The following is a 19,390-nucleotide window of genomic DNA, read 5'->3' as shown; positions in this document are numbered from 1 at the left end:
GATCCTAAATTCTAACGTTTTAACTCTTACCAACAGTAGTTGACAAAGAGCCTTTTTTGTTTAATTGCTAACTTTTTTTGCAATTCTTTTTTCCAGTACTGGAATAACTTTTTTGTAAACTACAAAAAATGCGACTCCAACGGCTGTTCCTTTAATTAAATTAAATGGTACAATTCCATAAAGAATCATTGTTGCAATTGACATACCAAAATCCATGCCCAATACATTTAAATAAAACGGTGTAATAACAAAGTAATTAGCCACACTCATGAATATAGTCATTAAAACTGTTGCGTACATAATACCTTGAATTAAATTTTTGTTTGAATGTTTTTTCTTCATCATGTTATAAATTGGTACTAAATAACAAACTGTTGCTAAAAATCCAGCTCCGTTACCGATTAACGCTCCTAGATTTCCACCACTTGTGATGAAATTTAGCGTTGAACGAATAAATGCTACTAAAATACCACTAACTGGACCATATAAAAATGTACCAATTAAAATTGGAATGTCACTAAAATCTAATTTTAGCCACCCAAATACTGGTAAAATTGGTATCTCAATAAACATTAAAAGATACGCAATCCCCGCCAATAATGATAGTGTCACCATTTTTTCTGTCTTACCTGTGTTCATAAGAAAATCCCCCTATTCAGGACCATCCCCGGAAAAGACTTGGATCAAGTACACAAAAAAACTGCTTTCTTGCCGTTTACGCGCGCAAAAAAACAGTGGTTTACTTGATTGTATACTCAAATAAGCCCTATCTTCTTTACTCCAGACTCTAACTGTCGGTATTGGAATTTCACCAAATCGGCTAGTCACCATAGGATAACTAGTTCGTGGACTTTAACCACCGGTCGGGAATTACACCCTGCCCGTGAAGACGACCTTTTATATTTTTATAATTTCATTATACCGTATTTTTTTTATAAAGCAACAAAAACTTACTCTTTGTTAGCTAAAACGTATAATTGACTCACTTCTTTTTTAGTCATTTCTCTGTAGTCACCAGGATTCAAACCAAATAAATCAAGTGTCGCAACTTTTTCTCGCTTTAATTTCATCACTGGTAAATCAACTGCTGCTAACATATTTTTAACTTGGTGATTACGTCCCTCATGGATAATCAATTCCACGACAGAAGTATTTTTTCTAGCATCTGTTGATAAAATTTTAAATCGTGCTGGTGCAGTTTTTCTACCATCAACTCTAATGCCATTACGTAATGGTTTTAACATTTCTTTTGTCGCAATGCCTTTAACTTTTGCGACATATACCTTATCAATTTCATGTTTTGGATGAGTTAACAGATTTGCAAATTCACCATCATTGGTCATAATCAATAGTCCTGATGTATCATAGTCTAGTCGACCAACTGGAAAAATGCGCTCAGGAACACTATGAAAATAATCTGTTACTACTGGGCGATCTTTATCATCTGACACAGCTGAGATGACATTTTTTGGTTTATAAAACAAATAATACACTGGTTGCTCTTGATAAATTGGCACACCATCTACTTCAACTTTATCTGACTGACTGACTTTTACACCTAACTCTGTTACTTTTTTGCCATTAACCGTCACACGTCCTGCTTGGATTAATTCTTCTGATTTTCTTCTTGAAGCCACACCACAATGTGCCATCACTTTTTGTAATCGTTCCATTTAGTTCACTCTTCTTTCTCTTCGTCAAACTGTTCTTTAAATCGGTCAAAAAACAAATCAGTCGATTCTAAATCATCTTCTAATTCCTCATCTAACTCATGAATATCTGGTAAATCCGCAATGCTTTTTAATCCAAAATAATCAAAAAAGTAAGCCGTTGTACCATATAAAATCGCTCGTCCTGGTCCATCAACTCGCCCTTTTTCTTCAATCAATTGCTTGTGCATTAGTTTTTGAATCGACCCTGAACTCTGCACCCCTCTTATTTGTTCAATTTCAGAACGTGTGATAGGTTGCTTATAGGCAATAATTGCCAATGTCTCAAGTGCAATTTTCGACAATCTTTGATTAATAGAAGATTGGGCATAATCTTTTAATAAAGGTGCCATCTCTTTTTTTGTGGTCATCATAAAACGATTCCCTGCCTCTAAAATTGTCAACGCACTACTTGGGTTATCTTCATATGCTTGTTTTAATTCTTCTAATGCTTGATAAATTGTTGCTGTGGGTTCATTCATCAAATGACTCAGCTCGTTTAGTCCAATGCCCTCTTCTCCTGATACAAACAGCAACGCTTCAATTTTTTGTCCTAACATCTATTGTCCCTCTTTATTAAAAATCTGGATAGTCGCATCCACTGATGACTGTTTCACCACGATATCTCTCTTCTTAATTAATTCTAACATAGCAAGAAATGTCATCACAATCTCTGAGCGTGTATAAACGGTAAATAACTCGTCAAACAACACATATTCAGTTTTAGATAGTGTACTCACCCGGCTCATTACAAACTCTATTCTATCATCAATCGTGTAATCTTCCATCACAATACTTGTTTCCATGGGTTCCATTTCTTTTGCTCGAGTCATGACATCATGAATCGCTAAATAAAGATCAATCATTGTCACCTCATTGGGTTCAAGTGGTGCACACTCTTTTTCATAATCAGATAAATCGGTTGCTTCTTTGGTAAAATAGTCTCCACGCTCGGTTTCCATCTCTTTTAAAACCGTTGCCACATACTTAAATTTTTTATAATCTAATAATTGTTGCACTAACACTTCACGTGGATCCAGTGCGTCGTATTCACTCTCATCGTCTACTTCAACGACTTCTTGTGGCAATAGCATTTTACTTTTTATCGCCATAAGTGTAGCTGCCATCACTAGAAACTCTCCAGCAATCTCTAAATCAAGTGTACGCATTGTGTGAATGTAATTCATATACTGCTCAGTAATTTCAGCAATCGGGATATCATATATATCAATCTCAAGTGTTTTGATTAAATGAAGCAATAAATCCAGTGGCCCTTCAAAAATATCTAATTTTACATTTATTTCTTCCATACTTCTACCTCACGCTCTTGGAAAATGTTCTTTGTAGACATCAGCTAGTCGTTGTTTGCTGATATGCGTGTATATTTGGGTGGTTGATATATCCGCATGCCCTAATAATTCTTGGACAATGCGTAAATCAGCGCCATTTTCTAGCAAATGGGTCGCAAAGCTATGGCGAAGTGTATGAGGTGTCACATCTTTTTCAATGCCCACTTCTGTCACATAAATTTTTAAATTTTTCCAAATTCCTTGCCTAGAAAATGGTTTACCCTGATAGTTTAAAAATAACACATCGTTTGTCACATCGGCTTTATTTTTTATTGCCAACTCTGGACGTGATTTTTCTAAATATGTGTTAATCCAATATATCGCTTGATCCCCTAAAGGCACAATTCGTTCCTTATCACCTTTACCTAACGTTTTTAACAACCCAATAGTCAAATGTAAATCACTTAACTTTAAAGTAATTAATTCCGTCACACGAAGTCCTGTGGCATACATCACTTCTAAAATAGCACGATCTCGCATACCTAATACAGTGGTCGTATCAGGGGCTTCAATAATTTTTTCAACTTCTTCAATTGACACCGTTTTAGGTAACGACTGTCTTTTTTTCGGTGTATCAATATATTGCATGGGATCTGTATCAGTATGACGCTCTTGATGTAAAAATTGATGAAATTTACGCAAGCTCGATACCATACGAATAATCGTGGTAGACGATTTGTTTTCTTCTTTTAAAAAAGTCAAAAAATCCATTATCACAAAACGATCAATCTGACTTAACTCATGAATTCCTCTATTATCTAAATAGGCCAAATATTGATTTAAATCACGTTCGTAACTGACAATCGTATTATATGATAACCCTCGTTCAATCTTTAAATAATGCAAATACTCTTCCAAATACGTTCTCATACTACCTCCCCAATCAATAGTAATTATTTTAACAGTTTTTATACGCAAATACTATCTTAAAAATACAGATGAATTTTTATTATTTTACATAGACTTTTTAATCGTTAAATTATACAATAAACATATTGGTCAAAAGGAAGGAGGAACTTATGTGTTTCCAAAGAAAGAAACATATAAAAATATCAACCTATTAGATTTTTTAAATATAAATAGCAAACATTATACAGATGAATTTGATGATATATACCGTCAAAAAAAGAATTACTTTTATCTGTCGTTAATTTTTTTCATCCCTGTTTCTCTCATCCTAACAATTTTTGTGATGATTAACTTTCCCGTTCCGTGGTGGCTATCACCGATAGTTTTCATTTTGTTTTCTATTATTGGTTTTTTCTTTATTTCACTTCCCATGTATCAATCATTCATTAAAGAATGTACAGAAGCGGAAAAATACATCTGTCAGAGAGTAGATGAGCACTTATCAGAGCTTGCTAAGCAAAATTTTTTCACTAAGGATGCGAAAGTAAAACGATTATTAAATCAAGAATTTGAATTAATCGCCCTAACAAGCGCAACAAGAGAAGATTTAAATGTGATTATGCAAAACAAGTCACTCAGCACAGCAGTTTGTCCAATCATGACGTTAAATAATCCTCAATTCAAACAAACAAAACATATTTTCTTTGAAAACCGACCACTAAATCCAGTTATTTTAGCAAAAATTAATTTGATTAATCGTACAACCAAACGTCTATCTAAACAAATTATCTTGCCGATTGAGTTTGAATTGGTTCGAGGGCTTGTCAGCGAACAAATCATTTTTCTATCAAAAGATAACTACATAGTGAATCCCTATCTTCATATTGATGCGGATAATTTCAAATTACTTTATGTATCTGAGCAAGAGGAGTTTTTGAAAAGAGAACACCCACCTATTTACATCACATAAAAAAACAAGTCATCTACTCAACAGACGACTTGTTTTTTTCTTGACAAGATTGGCAAATGCCGTGAAAAGTTAGGCGATGATCTGTCACTTTAAAACAAAAATTTGTTTCCACTATTTTCTCAACATCACCTAATAAATCCTCTTCGATTTCATCAATGTTACCACATTCTAAGCATAATAAATGATGATGAAAGTGTTTAGCTCCTTCTTTTCTCATATCATATCTTGATAACCCATCATTAAAATTTACTTTATCCAGTACATTTAATTCTGTCAACATTTCAAGCGTACGATAGACAGTCGCTAAGCCGATATCAGGTGTTTTTAATTTTACTAGCATGTAGATTTCTTCAGCTGACAAATGATCTTTTTCGTTTTCAAGTAGGACTAAAACTGTTGCTTCACGTTGCGGCGTTAATTTATAATTGGCTTCATGTAACTGATCTTTTATCCTCTGCAATGCTAGACCTTGCTGTTCCATAGTAGCTTGCACATCCTTTTTATAATCATTCTTATTATCACTCAACATAAGTTCATATAAATTATAATTTATCTAATGTACAAAATCAACCTATTCTCAATTAGATGGCTAATCTTTAACTAAATAGGTTTTTCCATCTTTTTGAATCACGCGTTTTTCTTTCATTAATGACCCTAGAGCACGTTTAAATTGTCCTTTACTAATCGCAAATGTTTGCTTAATTTCTTCTGGGGTGGATTTATCGCTAAATGGAATCATTCCATCTTGAGAACGTTCTAAGAAGGTTAAAATCATTTGTGCGTCATCAGAGATTACTTCATAAGCTCTTGGTTTTAATGACATGTTTAACATACCATCAGGACGAACACCAATCACTCGACCATTTACGATTTCACCTAAACGTGGTTCATCATATCGTTCTGATGGGTGGATAAATGCCACATAGTGGTCATCTGTAAACACAAAAGTCCCCACCATTTTTAAGCGGTATACAACTCCTGTGATATTTTTATTCTTCATTGATTCTTCATCTGCTGCTTTTGACATAGCTAAAAACGTCATATCATCTGCAATGTTCGCCCAAAGTCTTGCTTTTTCATCTACTGACAAACGAACTAATAACATATCACCTTTTTTCGGCCATAATTGTTTCATCTCTGGTAACTCATCAAGAGAAACTACCACTTCTTTATCTGGTAAACCAATATCAACAAACACTCCTAAATCACGTCTTGAATCAACTACTTCAGCAAAGCCAAATTTATGTTGTTGAATCTCTGGAATGTTTGTTGTAAAAATTCGATCATGCTTTTGATTTTCATAACCAAACCCTTCCACCATATCTCCTATTTTAAAATCGCCTTCGGACTTATTTAAATGAAACGTCACACCATTTTTTTGCACAAAAAACAACTGATCGTTTTCATCAATAATTAACCCGCTCCACACGCTACCTATTAAATCTTTCATGTATTTTGCCCATCCTTTCGTTGTTCTCACATTATATCATAAAATATTCTCATATTCTCTATTACAAATATAAAAGAGATAACTGAGTCACTGCTCAATTATCTCTTATTTTTCTGGTAATTCTTTTTTCCACATTAAAGATAAGAAACTTGTCAAAAGTAACACAATAGCTGACACATAGTATGGGTAGAAATGATTGATATCAAATAATATCCCTGAAGCCATTGGGCCTAAAATATTACCAAAACTGGTAAAAGTTGAGTTTAACCCATTAACCGTACCTTGCCTGTCTCCTGCGTGTTTTGATAAATACGTTGTAATCCCAGGTCTTAATAAGTCAAATGCTAAAAATACCACAAATGTCGACAATACAACAACCCACTTGCTATCTGTAAAGGCAATTACCCCGACAAATATAGCGCTCGCAAAAAACGATACTCGAATTAATCCAACCTCACCAATTCGCTTGATAATCCCATCAAAAAAGACCAACTGACAAATCAAAGCCAACACACCACTTACAGTGATGATTGCCGCAATTTCTGAGGTTGAAAAATTAAAATTAACGGTCGCCATGATACTATAAATTGATTCAAATGATTGCAACCCAAATGACGAAATCAAAATAACAACAAATGGGAATGTAAAGATTGGATCTTTTAAAATATCCATTACAGAGCCTTTCTCTGCTAATTGACCATGAACTAATTGTTTCTCAGGCTCTTTTAAAATAAGCATGGTCATAATGAATCCAACAAACGCTAAAAACGCCGCAGCAAAAAATGGGACCCTCATACCAAAATGGGCTAAAAATCCACCAGCTCCAGGTCCAATGATAAACCCACCACTAATGGCTGCAGAAACTAATCCCATAGCTTTTGGTCGTTCATCAAACGTGGTCACGTCAGCGACATATGCTGTAACTGATGGCATGATTAACGCAGCTGCAATCCCACCAAGTCCACGAGAGACGTACAACCAACTGACCACTTGACCTAAACCAAAAATCAGTTCTGAAATAGCAAAAATTAACATCCCGATTGCAATGATTAATTTTCGTCCGACTTTATCAGACAAACTACCGGCGATTGGTGAGACGATTAATTGCAACACAGCAAAAACAGAAATCATCAATCCCATAGTAGACCCTGACAAATGCATGTCTTCTTTTAGCATTGGCATGACTGGGATAACTAATCCGGCACCCAAAAATACTAAAAATAAATTAGAAATTGCTAAGTGCATCATACTTTTTTTATTTGTCATTTATTTTATGCTCCTTTCCTATAAGTCTAATCTAGACCATTCTACACCACTCGTCTGAAAAAAAGCCATAGTATTTTAAAATATTTTTTTTACCTGCTTTTTATACATATAAACAAATAAAGGGCAGGAGTTTACCACTCCCACCCATATTTTATTAAAACTCTTTTTTTGTTAATTAAATAGTTGTTTCGCCTTCGTAGATATATCCCTGACGAGGATCAATTGTTAAAGTTGTTCCATTTGAGATAACTGATGTTGCATCTTCAACACCAACAACTACTGGAATGTTTTCAGCAATGGCAACAACTGCTGCATGGCTAGTTAATCCACCATCTTCAACAACGATTGCTGAAGCTTTTGAGATAGCTGGCATGTAATCTTTATCTGTTGTTTTCACAACTAAGATAGCACCATCTTCCATCACTTTGTTTGCTTCGTCAGCAGAAGAAGCAACAATTGCTTTAGCTGAAACAGCTGTGTCACCAATTCCTTGTCCAGCACATAATTTAGAACCAATTAACTGAATTTTCATTAAGTTAGTTGTTCCTTTTTCACCGATTGGTGCTCCAGCAGTAATGATGATTAAATCACCATCTTTAGAGAAACCTGTTTCTTTTGCAATTTTAGTTGCAAGAACAAACATATCGTCTGTAGAATCTGGTTTAGATGTCACTATTGGGAATACACCCCAGTTTAATGCTAAACTTCTTGCTACACGATCTGTAAATGTTGCCGCTACAATGTGAGCTTTTGGACGATATTTAGAAATCATACGCGCTGTATGTCCTGATTCTGTCGCAGCCACAATTGTTTGGATGTCTAAGTTTTTAGCTGTATGTCCAACTGCTTGACCAATTGATTCAGTCATATCAGTTTTTCTATGTAATTTAAGAGCATATGCATCACGATCAGTTAAATCAGATTCTGTACGAACAGCGATATTTCTCATTGTTCTAACAGCTTCAATTGGGTATTCCCCTGCAGCTGTTTCACCAGATAACATAACAGCATCAGTTCCATCATAAATCGCGTTTGCCACGTCACTTGCTTCAGCACGTGTTGGACGAGGATTTTTTTGCATAGAATCTAACATTTGAGTTGCCGTAATAACTGGTTTACCTAAAGCATTACATTTTCTAATCATTTCTTTTTGTACAACTGGTACATTTTCAGTTGGAATTTCAACACCCATGTCACCACGAGCAACCATTAAACCACTAGATACTTTTAAGATATCATCTAAGTTATCAATACCTTCTTGGTTTTCAATTTTAGAAATAATTTGAATATGTGTCGCATTTTCTTGTTCTAAGATTTCAGTGATTTCTAAAACATCACTTGGACGACGAACGAAACTTGCAGCGATGAAATCAACATCGTTTTCAATACCAAAACGAATATCAGCTGCATCTTTTTCAGTGATACCAGGTAAGTTAATACTTACGTTAGGTACGTTAACACCTTTTTTGTTTTTCAATACGCCTTCGTTTAATACTTTTGTGACGATTTCTTTATTAACTGAATCGATTTCGATTACTTCTAAGTCAATTAATCCATCATCTAAAAGGATATGGCTTCCTACACGAACATCATCAATTAAACCTGGGTAAGTAATTGAGAATTTTTCTTTTGTTCCTTCTACTTCACTCATTGCAATGCGAACTGTATCACCAGTCATTAATTCAACGATGCCATCTTTCATATTATGCGTACGAATTTCTGGACCTTTTGTATCTAATAAAATTGCAATGGTTTTACCAGTAATTTTTGCCGCTTCACGAATATTTTTAATACGTGCTCCATGTTCTTCAAAATCTCCATGTGAAAAGTTCAAGCGAGCTACGTTCATTCCTGAATTCATTAATTCAACTAATGTGTCTAAAGATTCACTTGCTGGACCGATTGTACAAACAATTTTAGTTTTTTTCATGTAAAAAACGCTCCTTAGTATTTTTTTATTTATATTAAAATGAGATTTGATGATTTAAATCATACAAACTCAAATCCGGCTGATGTTTCTTTTGTTCTAATGTTTCAATGATATCATTTGCCACAATTTCATTGTTTACAGAACCAATACATAATCCACCTTGACCATTTTTTAGTAAGTCAACCGCAAATCCACCGAATTTACTTGCTAAAACACGATCTCGAGCTGATGGTGCTCCACCACGTACAACGTGTCCTAATACGGATACACGAGCATGGAAATCTCCGTACTTTGCTAATTCGTCAGCAAATTTATGACCTGACATCACACCTTCTGCTAAGACGATTAAACAATGTTTTTTACCACGGTCACGGCCTTCACGAATTTTTTGAGCAACTTGTGCCATATCAAAATCATGTTCTGGAATAATAATATCATCTGCTCCACCGGCAACACCTGCCCATAAAGCGATATCTCCAGCATCACGACCCATTACTTCAATAATAAATGTACGTACGTGAGATGTTGCAGTGTCACGTATTTTATCCATTGCATCTAATACAGTGTTAATAGCTGTATCAAATCCAATTGTGTAATCTGTCATTGGAATATCGTTGTCAATTGTTCCTGGAATACCAACAGCTGGGAATCCACGTTTTGTTAATGCTAATGCACCATGATAACTACCGTCACCACCGATAACAACTAATCCTTCGATACCAAATTTGTTTAGTTGTTCAATCCCTTTAAGTTGTCCTTCCTCTGTTGCAAACTCTGGGTAACGTGCTGAATATAACACAGTTCCACCACGTTGAATGATATCCCCTACATCTGGAACATCTAACTTACGAATATCACCAGCGACTAAACCAGCAAATCCATAGTTTATACCATAAACTTCCATACCTTCATAAATGGCTTTACGTGTTACCGCACGAATAGCAGCATTCATACCAGGTGCATCTCCACCACTCGTCAAAATAGCAATGCGTTTCATAGTTATAACCACCTTTACTAAGTTGTACTTACTCATGTATTTTTATTATGTAAAAAATACTTAAATCCAAAGACTATTCTACCATTATTTTCTGTAAATGTCTTTGCCTATCTATAAAAATTGAAAAAAAATTGAAAATACATTTTATCTTCTAATGTTTTTTTAAGAATCATTTCACTTGAATATGATCATCCCTTCACCTAATAAAGAACTCACCTTACTAATTAATTCAGAATTATCATTTACCCAATAACGCTTATTTAACAACGTATTATCATGTTTATGACGAAATACTAAAATAACCGGGCACTCTCCTGGAAATGACAATAACACACTTTGTAAATCTGCTAACAATTGATTCGTGTCATTTTCTTTCGTTATATTTATGAAACATCTTAAAACTTCTTTCACATCTTTAGCTAAACGAACATCATTGGCAATGATTTGTAATTCTTGATTATAACGACTTTTTTCTACTTTTCCTCTAACAACATAAACTTCTTGTTCCCCTAATATAGATTGCACTGCTCGGTAAACCGTTGGAAAAAGCGTGACAGACAACTTACCCGTTTGATCTGTTCCTTCAAGAAACGCCATTGATTCCCCTTTTTTCGTGCGAATTTTTTTCACACTAGATGAATACAACAACACCGTCACTTCTTGATTAGGTATTAGCTGTGATGCTTTAGTAGTAGATAGACTAATGAATTTATTGGCATAAAAATCAACTGGATGAGCAGACACATACGTCCCTAAGTACTCCACTTCTTGTTCCAATTTTTCTTCGACAGTAAAATCTGTACATGTTTCCTTCTTTAAAGCAAGTATATCTAATAAATCTACACTGCCACCACTATATTCGATGTTTTGTATCATAGAATCCAAGTCAATAATCAACTGTTTTCTATTTTGATGCAACCGATCAAACGCACCAATATAAATCAATGGCAAAATATTCGCTTGTTTTAACCACTTGCCACTAATTCGTATCAGGAAATTCTCTAATGACTTAAATGGACCACCTTCTTTTCGAATAGTTAAAAGATGTTGGATAAAATCTTTTCGAATCCCTTTGACAGATGAAAAGCCATAAATAATATTGCCTTTATTAAACGTAAAACTGTATTCACTTCTATTAATATCTGGTGGAGTAATCGTTAAACCGGCTTCTTTTGCCTCTACCACGTATTCGTTCATTTTTGCTGGATTATTTTTCACTGAATGCAAAATTGCTTGGAAAAAGGCAGTTGGATAATGAACCTTTAAATAGGCCATCTGATACGCAATCACTGAATACACGACAGCATGCGAGCGGTTAAACCCATAATTAGCAAAACGTTCGATGTAATCATACACTTGCATCGCCACATCTTTTGTATAGCCTTGTTTTAACGCACCATTGACAAAATGATCACGCTCTGTATCAATCACATCCTTGCTTTTTTTACTAATTGCACGACGTAAAATATCCGCTTCACCTAAACTAAATCCAGCCATTTTAGATGCCACTTGCATAACCTGTTCTTGGTAAACAATAACCCCATAAGTATAATGTAAAATTGGTTTTAAACTGTCATGCGGATAAGTAATTGGCTCTTGTCCTTTTTTTCGTCGCACAAACGTGTCAATGTTTTCCATTGGACCCGGTCGATACAACGCATTGACTGATGCGATATCTTCAATAGATGTTGGACCTAATTTCTGCAGAACATTTTTTATTCCTTTTGACTCAAATTGAAACACGCCGACCGTGTTGCCCTGGCTAAATAATTCTAACGTTTTTTCATCATCTAAAGGAATATCGGCTAATGATAAATGCTTTCCTGTCTGATATTCGATTGAAGATAGTGCGTTTCCTATGATAGACAGGTTTCGTAAACCAAGAAAATCCATTTTTAACAAACCGATCTCTTCAACTTCTCCCATCGCAAACTGGGTTAATGGAATACCGTTGTTTCCTTCTTGCAATGGAATGAGATTTGTTAAATCTTGGTCACTAATTACAACTCCTGCCGCATGCGTTGACACATGTCTTGGCAATCCTTCAATGCGTTTTGCTGTATCAAAGAGTAATTTATTTTTATAAGAATGACCCACTAATTCACGCAAAGCTTTCGATTTATCATACGCTTCACTAAGAGTTATCTTTAAATCTTTTGGAATAGCATTAGCCCAACGATTGGCTTCATTTTGTGATAAGCCAAACACGCGACTGACATCTCTGACAGCCATTTTTGCCGCAAGAGTACCAAATGTTGCAATTTGTGCTACTCGGTTCTCACCGTATTTTTTATTAACGTATTGTAGTAATTCTTCACGCCTGTTATCAGGGATATCCATATCAATATCCGGCATGGTGTAACGTTCTTTATTTAAAAATCGCTCAAAAAGTAACTGATACTCGATTGGGTCAACATCAGTAATTTGCAAGACATATGATACGAGAGATCCCGCTGCAGAACCACGACAAGCAGTCACGATATGATGGTCTCTAGCATATTTCATGACGTCCCATACAATCAGAAAATAATCATCGTATCCCATCTCATGAATCACGTCTAATTCCATATCAAGACGCGCTTGATATTCTTCATTTAGTTGTCCTTGCAATCTAAACTCAAGACCAGCTTGGCATAATTGACGCAAATAAGTATATGCTGTTTCCTTTTCTGGCACTGGAAAACTTGGCAATAGTTTTTGATGCAATGGAACCTCTAAATCAATCATCTCAACAATTTTTTGACTATTGATTAAACAATCAGACAAACCCTTTTCTTCATAAAGTATTTTAAAGTCAGTCATTTGTGGTAAATAATAATCACCAGATAATTGTTCAAAATCTACAGGAATCACGTCACCTGTTTCAATGTGTTCTAACACAGTCACAGAAAAGTCATCACTTGGGTTTAAATATCGGACATCTTGCAGTGGCACAACTGGTAAACTATATTTTTTATAATAATATTGCCAATACTCTAACTCTTCATCTTTAGCCTTTAAAGCATTTATTCCACCATATACATCTGTATTTTTTAGCAGGTCTAACAAGTCGATTGTTCGATGCTCCATTTGCTCACTACCAACTGCTCGTTGCAACTGATATAACTCACTTGTTTGCCACGGGAAAATAACGATCAAATCACTTAAATAAGGCTGGATTTCCTCTAAAGAAAATAACTCTTTTCTGTCTGTCATCGCTTTTTCCGTCGCAATTTTCATCAAATGATGGTAGCCAGAAAGATTTTTAGCTAGTAAAATAAGTTGCGCATCAATTTGTTCTTTCGTTCTATATGAAAGGGTCATTCCAATCAGTGGTTTAATCCCTTGTCTGATACATTCTTGATAAAATAAAACGACACCATGAAGGGTATCAATATCAGTAATCGCTAAACTTGTGTAGCCACGTTCTTTGGCTTCAAACACAAGATCCTTTATGCGATTGGTACTGGATAATAATGAATATTCTGATCTAACTTGTAACTGTCCCAAATCCATGAAACCCCTCCATTAATCTTCTCTTTTTAGTATACCATAATAAGTCGCACTCTATTTATAAACAACACTTTCAATCCTTTACTTTTAAAGCAAAGATTGGTAAACTTATTCTTGAAAAGAGGTGCATTAGACATGGGAAGAATTGTTGTCTTTATTTGGGCAATTTTATTAGGACAAGTGGTTAGTTATATTGGTGGAGCACTTCATGGAGTCACTGATTACAACTTCACTGGAACTGTGATTGTATCTTTAATTGCTTGTGCCATCGTAATGATTATTGCTGAAGTAGCAGCGCCAAGCGACGAAAAAAAATCTAAAAATAAAAAAAACATGTAGGAGACTTTTCTCTTACATGTTTTTTATTTAATGTTTAAACTCTTTTATCAACTCTTTAATAGATAGCTGATTTTTAAAGTTAAAGAAACTAATGGTAATATTCATCAAAATCAGTAAACTTGTTGCGACAAATACCGCACGATAACCAAATCCATTTGCTACAAGTGAGCCAACCATTGGCCCTGCAACTTGCCCTAGACTCGTAAACATTTGGTTAAAACTAAAAACCCGGCCAACACCATTCATTGGTGTGATTTTACTAATCAGCGTATTAACTGATGGCATTAATGCCCCTGTTGAAAAGCCTAGTAGAAAACGACACACACCTAATTGAAACGGCGACTGGACCATTGACATTGGTAAAATAAATAAAAACGACAACACCAAACCACCTATTAAGACATAATGACTGCCAATACGATCTCCTAATTTACCCAAAAAAGGTGCAGCAAAAAACTCAGAGACACCAGCAACAGACACAATCAATCCACTGACAAACAAAATATTACTCGTTTGACCACCAAGTTCTCTCACATACAAAGTTAAAATAGGGCTGATACTAGTCATTCCTATTTGGATAATAGCCGTAGTGATAAACAAACCAATTAATACTTTCGGTTGTTTCACACTTTGAAAGACTTCTTTTGTTGATACCATATCTTTTCTTTCAACAGGTTCAAAATCTTCATGAATAAAAAAGATAGTAAGCATGGTTGTCACAAATAAAATACTCCCTGTTACTAAGAAAACATTTTTAATACCAACAGTCTCTGCTAACAGTCCACCTAGTGACGGGCCAATTAAACTTCCGGCTACTGCTCCTGTTGCTAGAGTTCCTAAAGCCATTCCATTTTTATCCTTTGGCGCCTGCGAAGCAATCATTGCTGTTGCATTTGGAACATACCCAGATAACAATCCATTACAAAATCTCATAAATAATAACCAAAATACATTCGGAACAAACGCTAATGACCCCATCGTGATTGTCATACCTGCTGCTGCACGAATCATCATTATTTTGCGGCCTTTTCTATCAGCTAAACTACCCCATAATGGTGCTACAATAGCTGCAGACAACGCGGTTAAACTAATAGATAATCCAGCATAAAATTCTACTTTATCGCTTGGTGCTCCCAATTGTTCGATGTATATTGAGATAAACGGCATCACTAAACTATAACTCGCACCAGTAAAGAAACACCCAATCCAAGCAATATACATATTTCGTTTCCAGTCAACCTTCATCGAAATAATATCCACCCTTTCATTTATTCTTGTATATTATACTCCTATTGTATCTAAATGAAAGTAAATAGAATATTTTTTATTAATTTGGTCAAAATAATTTTATATACCGTTATATACTCATTACAGCATTTCTAGTTTTTAATCTTATCAGATAGAAACCTCTCGATTTCGTGAACAGATCTCTTAATATCAACTAGCTCTTGCTTTATTTTTATCATATTATATACTTTAAGCTGATCTTTATAACTTTCTAAAGCCTCATTTTCTGATTCTTTTAACATATGGTTCATTTTATTTTGCCACTTACTTGTATTTGTCACCATAATAATCACCTCATTACAATCATACGACATTATTTTCTTCTGTTACATACAAATAGCACTTTTTTTATAGTATATGTATATTTAAAAAATCTTTAGATTTCTCTAAAGATTTTCGTTTTTATTCGATTTAAATGTTTTAATAACAAATAAACTACTCATTAGTAATAAAATAAATAAACAGACTAAAGCTACTTTTGACCCAGTACTTGTTCCTTGAACAAAATCATTTTGTCCTGATTGAAAAATTCCCACAACAATTGCGACAAATGACGTTGAAATAGCACCCATAAATTGTTGTAATGTACTAAAAATGGCATTTCCATCATCTTGTAAATCTTCTTTAATAGAAGATAATCCAACAGTCATGACATTACTGTAAGACAAGCCCACACCTATCATAAAAGTGACATGAGATAAAATAATCAATGCAATGTTTCCTGTTTGAATCACCATAATTAACATTAACCAACCTAAAATCGCAAATAATATTCCCACACCTATGGGCTTTTTAAATCCTAACTTATCTAATATTTTTCCTGACACTGGTGCAAATAACGCACCGATTAAAGCCCCGGGAAACATCATCATCCCAGCATTCGAAGCTGGAACATTTTGGACGATTTGAATAAAGTTTGGTAAAACAAACGATACACCAAGTAAAAGAATTTGATAAACCAAGAATGACATTAAGTAAATCGTAAAGCGAGTATTTTTAAAAACAACTAAATTAAGTAATGTTTTTTGTTTATTTGTTTTATAGAATAACCCAGCACTGATTAATCCAATCACTAAAGCTACCCATCCTAATGGTTGTTCTAAATAACTAAAGAACATCAACAATCCAGTAAACATCACGGATAAATAAAGAACTGCTTTGGCATTAATTGAATCACTCACGGATTTTTCTTCTTCTGGGATGGCATACAATCCAACAAGTGTTGAAACAATCAATACTGGAATCAACAATTTATAAATATATGTCCAGTCTAGTGTGGTCGTCAATATACCACCATATGTCGGCCCCATCGCTGGTGCAATCGAGGTTGTAAGATTTCCAATACCAATCATCATCCCACGTTTTTCCATTGGGACTTTTGTTAAAATAATGTTAAACATTAAAGGTAAAGCAATACCTGTGGCGATACCTTGTAATACACGACCAATCAGCAACATAATAAACCCACCAGCAAAGGCATCGATAGCAACTCCTAATAAAAATAATACACTTGAAACCGCAAACAACTTCCGGCGGCTAACGTTTTTTATTAAGTAAGATGACAGTGGCACAACGATCGAAATCATCAATAGATAAATCGTCGTCACCCATTGCACTTGTGATGTTGAAATACTAAAATCTTCCATTAACGTTGGAAACGTCACGTTCATTGCTGTTTCAATCAACACTCCCGAAAAAGCCATCATACCAGTTGCTAGAACAGCTAGATTAACATGAAATTTCTTTTCTGACATAAAAAATCCCTCCATTTTTCCATAAAAAAAACGAAACTTATCCCTAAAGATAAATTTCGCCTCTCTCTCGACACAAGTCAGACTTGTGTTATCTGTACGATTTATTCCCTTATTAGTTTAAAAAAAAAAACATCACTTGTCAACCAATAAAAGTAAAATTCACTTAAAAAGAATTCACCACAAAATCAAAGACTTCTTTTTCTTTTTCTAACGTGTCATATGCAAAATCTGGATGCCATTGTACACCTAGTATTTTATGATTATCAGAAGATGATTCGATTGATTCCACTACACCATCTTCACTGACTGCTGTTATTTTCAAATCATTACCAATTTTGTTGATACTTTGAAAATGAAACGAATTAACTGTTGCGTTCGCACCATAAATTGGACGCAATAAACTGTCACTTTCCAAATAAATATCATGCGTCGCAACCCACCTTTCAATAGGGGCTTGCATATGGCGGATTGGTTCTGGATTGCGTAAACTTAAATCTTGATGAAGTGTTCCACCTAAATAAACATTGACTAATTGCATACCACGACAAACACCAAAAATTGGTTTTTGTTGCTTAATCGCTTCTTTAATCAATGCCATTTCAAAAACATCTCGTTCAAGTAATGACAAATGCTCATTGATTGGTTCTTTTCCTTCAAGATAAAGTGTTGGCGTCACATTTTGACCGCCCGTTAAAATAAGTTTATCAATCAAACTCACGTATTCCTTTGCATCCTCTTTTTTACCTAAAGGAATCACAACAGGTACACCCCCCACTTCTTGGACTGCACGAACATAGCCAGCTGGTAAATATGATATTGGCAAATTATGCAACGTCTCTCCTGAATCGATTATTTCATTAGCCGAAATCCCTATCATTTTTTTCATTAAATGCCTCCAATTTATATTAATCACGATGCTTTTGGCATGTGCTAAAAAGATATTATTTAAAATTATTCTGTGAGTATATCGGTGTCATATGTTCCAAGTCAAGTCCTCCAATTTTTTCATCCAACTTTATTACAACTTTTTTCTTTTTGACACTGTAATAAAAATACTTTTTATCATCTTTTTTACTTTCGATGACACCCACATAACGACCATCAATATTATAAATAGCCAGTGGTAACTCATCTAACGTTTTATTATCCAGTCCGTAATCATTCAATACCTCATTTTTTTTCTCTTCATTAAAATTATTTATTTTAGACATTAGGGCTGATTTGACTTCCCCATAAATAGCCTTGTCTCCTGTACCTTTATTTGTACAACCTGCAATCATAATTAAAACAGATAAAATAACAAAAAAATAGACTCTTTTCATATTTACCTCCATTAGCGAATTATTTTATTAAATATATCATATTTTTTTATAAATAGAAAATTCTAGACTTTTAGCCTCATTTAAAGCTTATTGACTATTCTATATCATACAAATAATAATAGACGAAAGGAGACAATAAAATGAATCACGGCTCTATGTCAAATTGTGTTGATGGACAATAATATTGAGGAAAAAGTCTCAAAAATGAAATAGAATTAATTGAAGTGAGGGAAGACATTCTCACGATTTTTTATTTAACCTGAAAAACTTGATTTTGAATCAAAAAGATACGTCGTTTGAATAGTAGAAAGTTTCGATAGCCATAGGCCTCACGTTTAATCACTTTAATTTTATTGTTAATACTTTTTAAGAAACCATTTGAATAAGAGTAGTTAAAGGCATCCATGACTCTTTGAGAGAACTTACTAAATATCTTGAATTTATCTCTAAAATACTTTGGTAATTCAATAGGTATCTTTGAACATAACTCTAAAAATAAAACATAATCATTGGTTCTATAAGCATACTTCAATTCTTGGATAAAATGATACGCTTTTTTAATAGAGAACTATAAGAAAGTAACTCATTTAAATAAAGAGCCGTAAGCAAGAAAAGAAGTTAAAATTCGGTTGCTGATTACTGTTTTCTACAAAGATAACATTCTCTGTGAAGTGTC

Annotated in this window: 19 protein-coding genes and 1 riboswitch; of the genes, 2 read left to right on the top strand and 17 right to left on the bottom strand. The window is 34.3% G+C overall.

The annotated features are described in order from the left end of the window. Nucleotides 1-60: 60 nt before the first annotated feature. The 5 genes from DW196_RS08575 to xerD form a co-directional block, all read right to left on the bottom strand. A complete protein-coding gene (locus tag DW196_RS08575; protein ID WP_118250957.1) occupies nucleotides 61-639 on the bottom strand; it encodes an ECF transporter S component in 579 nt (192 codons plus the stop codon). 125 nt (nucleotides 640-764) lie between these two features. Continuing rightward, a riboswitch (FMN riboswitch) is annotated at nucleotides 765-895 on the bottom strand. Nucleotides 896-950: 55 nt separating this feature from the next. Continuing rightward, complete coding sequence (locus tag DW196_RS08570; RefSeq protein ID WP_071457054.1) at nucleotides 951-1,673, bottom strand: pseudouridine synthase; 723 nt, start codon at nucleotides 1,671-1,673, stop codon at nucleotides 951-953. A gap of 5 nt (nucleotides 1,674-1,678) precedes the next feature. Then, on the bottom strand, nucleotides 1,679-2,269 hold the full coding sequence (gene scpB / locus DW196_RS08565; protein ID WP_071457055.1) for an SMC-Scp complex subunit ScpB: 591 nt from the start codon (nucleotides 2,267-2,269) through the stop codon (nucleotides 1,679-1,681). Continuing rightward, nucleotides 2,270-3,019 (bottom strand): segregation/condensation protein A, encoded by a 750-nt coding sequence (locus DW196_RS08560; RefSeq protein WP_118250956.1) that lies wholly within the window; start codon nucleotides 3,017-3,019, stop codon nucleotides 2,270-2,272. It abuts the gene before it with no gap. 9 nt (nucleotides 3,020-3,028) lie between these two features. After that, on the bottom strand, nucleotides 3,029-3,928 hold the full coding sequence (xerD, locus tag DW196_RS08555; RefSeq protein WP_118250955.1) for a site-specific tyrosine recombinase XerD: 900 nt from the start codon (nucleotides 3,926-3,928) through the stop codon (nucleotides 3,029-3,031). A gap of 151 nt (nucleotides 3,929-4,079) precedes the next feature. Here xerD and DW196_RS08550 point away from each other — a divergent pair, with 151 nt between their 5' ends. Continuing rightward, nucleotides 4,080-4,877, top strand: coding sequence for a hypothetical protein (locus tag DW196_RS08550; protein WP_118250954.1), 798 nt, complete (start codon nucleotides 4,080-4,082; stop codon nucleotides 4,875-4,877). Between the two features lie 13 nt (nucleotides 4,878-4,890). Here the strand turns inward: DW196_RS08550 and DW196_RS08545 are convergent, their stop codons facing one another. The 6 genes from DW196_RS08545 to dnaE form a co-directional block, all read right to left on the bottom strand. Continuing rightward, nucleotides 4,891-5,358: a Fur family transcriptional regulator gene (locus DW196_RS08545; RefSeq protein WP_071457059.1), complete on the bottom strand. Its 468-nt coding sequence runs from the start codon at nucleotides 5,356-5,358 to the stop codon at nucleotides 4,891-4,893. Between the two features lie 108 nt (nucleotides 5,359-5,466). Beyond that, the gene (locus DW196_RS08540; protein ID WP_118250953.1) at nucleotides 5,467-6,327 is read right to left on the bottom strand and encodes a S1 RNA-binding domain-containing protein; all 861 of its coding nucleotides are present in this window, start codon (nucleotides 6,325-6,327) and stop codon (nucleotides 5,467-5,469) included. A 105-nt stretch (nucleotides 6,328-6,432) separates the two neighbouring features. Then, on the bottom strand, nucleotides 6,433-7,593 hold the full coding sequence (locus tag DW196_RS08535) for an MFS transporter (protein ID WP_118250952.1): 1,161 nt from the start codon (nucleotides 7,591-7,593) through the stop codon (nucleotides 6,433-6,435). Nucleotides 7,594-7,768: 175 nt separating this feature from the next. After that, entirely contained in the window at nucleotides 7,769-9,523 is a 1,755-nt protein-coding gene (gene pyk, locus DW196_RS08530; RefSeq protein ID WP_118250951.1) for a pyruvate kinase, read from the bottom strand. 34 nt (nucleotides 9,524-9,557) lie between these two features. Then, nucleotides 9,558-10,520, bottom strand: a complete 963-nt coding sequence (gene pfkA, locus DW196_RS08525) for a 6-phosphofructokinase (protein WP_118250950.1) — start codon at nucleotides 10,518-10,520, stop codon at nucleotides 9,558-9,560. A gap of 174 nt (nucleotides 10,521-10,694) precedes the next feature. Next, on the bottom strand, nucleotides 10,695-14,015 hold the full coding sequence (dnaE, locus tag DW196_RS08520) for a DNA polymerase III subunit alpha (protein WP_118250949.1): 3,321 nt from the start codon (nucleotides 14,013-14,015) through the stop codon (nucleotides 10,695-10,697). Nucleotides 14,016-14,147: 132 nt separating this feature from the next. On the opposite strand from dnaE, the gene DW196_RS08515 reads away from it, so the two are divergent. After that, nucleotides 14,148-14,351: a YjzD family protein gene (locus DW196_RS08515; RefSeq protein ID WP_118250948.1), complete on the top strand. Its 204-nt coding sequence runs from the start codon at nucleotides 14,148-14,150 to the stop codon at nucleotides 14,349-14,351. A 27-nt stretch (nucleotides 14,352-14,378) separates the two neighbouring features. Here DW196_RS08515 and DW196_RS08510 read toward each other — a convergent pair whose 3' ends face one another. The 6 genes from DW196_RS08510 to DW196_RS08485 all read right to left on the bottom strand — a co-directional run bounded on the left by DW196_RS08510 (nucleotide 14,379) and on the right by DW196_RS08485 (nucleotide 19,276). Next, on the bottom strand, nucleotides 14,379-15,596 hold the full coding sequence (locus DW196_RS08510) for a multidrug efflux MFS transporter (RefSeq protein WP_118250959.1): 1,218 nt from the start codon (nucleotides 15,594-15,596) through the stop codon (nucleotides 14,379-14,381). A gap of 134 nt (nucleotides 15,597-15,730) precedes the next feature. After that, complete coding sequence (locus tag DW196_RS08505; RefSeq protein ID WP_158563552.1) at nucleotides 15,731-15,952, bottom strand: hypothetical protein; 222 nt, start codon at nucleotides 15,950-15,952, stop codon at nucleotides 15,731-15,733. A 72-nt stretch (nucleotides 15,953-16,024) separates the two neighbouring features. Next, the gene (locus DW196_RS08500) at nucleotides 16,025-17,392 is read right to left on the bottom strand and encodes an MFS transporter (protein ID WP_118250946.1); all 1,368 of its coding nucleotides are present in this window, start codon (nucleotides 17,390-17,392) and stop codon (nucleotides 16,025-16,027) included. Nucleotides 17,393-17,555: 163 nt separating this feature from the next. Then, nucleotides 17,556-18,278 carry a gamma-glutamyl-gamma-aminobutyrate hydrolase family protein gene (locus DW196_RS08495; RefSeq protein ID WP_118250945.1) on the bottom strand — a complete coding sequence of 241 codons (723 nt, stop codon included), beginning with the start codon at nucleotides 18,276-18,278 and terminating at the stop codon, nucleotides 17,556-17,558. A gap of 55 nt (nucleotides 18,279-18,333) precedes the next feature. Next, on the bottom strand, nucleotides 18,334-18,714 hold the full coding sequence (locus DW196_RS08490; protein WP_071457068.1) for a hypothetical protein: 381 nt from the start codon (nucleotides 18,712-18,714) through the stop codon (nucleotides 18,334-18,336). 250 nt (nucleotides 18,715-18,964) lie between these two features. Continuing rightward, nucleotides 18,965-19,276, bottom strand: coding sequence for a transposase (locus DW196_RS08485; RefSeq protein ID WP_118250944.1), 312 nt, complete (start codon nucleotides 19,274-19,276; stop codon nucleotides 18,965-18,967). Between the last annotated feature and the right edge of the window lie 114 nt (nucleotides 19,277-19,390).

The organism is Vagococcus sp. AM17-17 (assembly GCF_003471765.1).
In the GTDB taxonomy this organism is placed as follows: domain Bacteria; phylum Bacillota; class Bacilli; order Lactobacillales; family Vagococcaceae; genus Vagococcus; species Vagococcus teuberi.
Note: the sequence above shows the minus strand (reverse complement) of the source record. Positions and strands in the feature narration are given on the sequence as shown.

Excerpts from the sequence above, each read along its gene's own strand:
- DW196_RS08575 (WP_118250957.1), bottom strand. The coding sequence starts at position 639 with ATGAACACAGGTAAGACAGAAAAAATGGTGACACTATCATTATTGGCG.
- DW196_RS08570 (WP_071457054.1), bottom strand. The coding sequence starts at position 1,673 with ATGGAACGATTACAAAAAGTGATGGCACATTGTGGTGTGGCTTCAAGA.
- scpB (WP_071457055.1), bottom strand. The coding sequence starts at position 2,269 with ATGTTAGGACAAAAAATTGAAGCGTTGCTGTTTGTATCAGGAGAAGAG.
- DW196_RS08560 (WP_118250956.1), bottom strand. The coding sequence starts at position 3,019 with ATGGAAGAAATAAATGTAAAATTAGATATTTTTGAAGGGCCACTGGAT.
- xerD (WP_118250955.1), bottom strand. The coding sequence starts at position 3,928 with ATGAGAACGTATTTGGAAGAGTATTTGCATTATTTAAAGATTGAACGA.
- DW196_RS08545 (WP_071457059.1), bottom strand. The coding sequence starts at position 5,358 with ATGGAACAGCAAGGTCTAGCATTGCAGAGGATAAAAGATCAGTTACAT.
- DW196_RS08540 (WP_118250953.1), bottom strand. The coding sequence starts at position 6,327 with ATGAAAGATTTAATAGGTAGCGTGTGGAGCGGGTTAATTATTGATGAA.
- DW196_RS08535 (WP_118250952.1), bottom strand. The coding sequence starts at position 7,593 with ATGACAAATAAAAAAAGTATGATGCACTTAGCAATTTCTAATTTATTT.
- pyk (WP_118250951.1), bottom strand. The coding sequence starts at position 9,523 with ATGAAAAAAACTAAAATTGTTTGTACAATCGGTCCAGCAAGTGAATCT.
- pfkA (WP_118250950.1), bottom strand. The coding sequence starts at position 10,520 with ATGAAACGCATTGCTATTTTGACGAGTGGTGGAGATGCACCTGGTATG.
- dnaE (WP_118250949.1), bottom strand. The coding sequence starts at position 14,015 with ATGGATTTGGGACAGTTACAAGTTAGATCAGAATATTCATTATTATCC.
- DW196_RS08515 (WP_118250948.1), top strand. The coding sequence starts at position 14,148 with ATGGGAAGAATTGTTGTCTTTATTTGGGCAATTTTATTAGGACAAGTG.
- DW196_RS08510 (WP_118250959.1), bottom strand. The coding sequence starts at position 15,596 with ATGAAGGTTGACTGGAAACGAAATATGTATATTGCTTGGATTGGGTGT.
- DW196_RS08505 (WP_158563552.1), bottom strand. The coding sequence starts at position 15,952 with ATGTCGTATGATTGTAATGAGGTGATTATTATGGTGACAAATACAAGT.
- DW196_RS08500 (WP_118250946.1), bottom strand. The coding sequence starts at position 17,392 with ATGTCAGAAAAGAAATTTCATGTTAATCTAGCTGTTCTAGCAACTGGT.
- DW196_RS08495 (WP_118250945.1), bottom strand. The coding sequence starts at position 18,278 with ATGAAAAAAATGATAGGGATTTCGGCTAATGAAATAATCGATTCAGGA.
- DW196_RS08490 (WP_071457068.1), bottom strand. The coding sequence starts at position 18,714 with ATGAAAAGAGTCTATTTTTTTGTTATTTTATCTGTTTTAATTATGATT.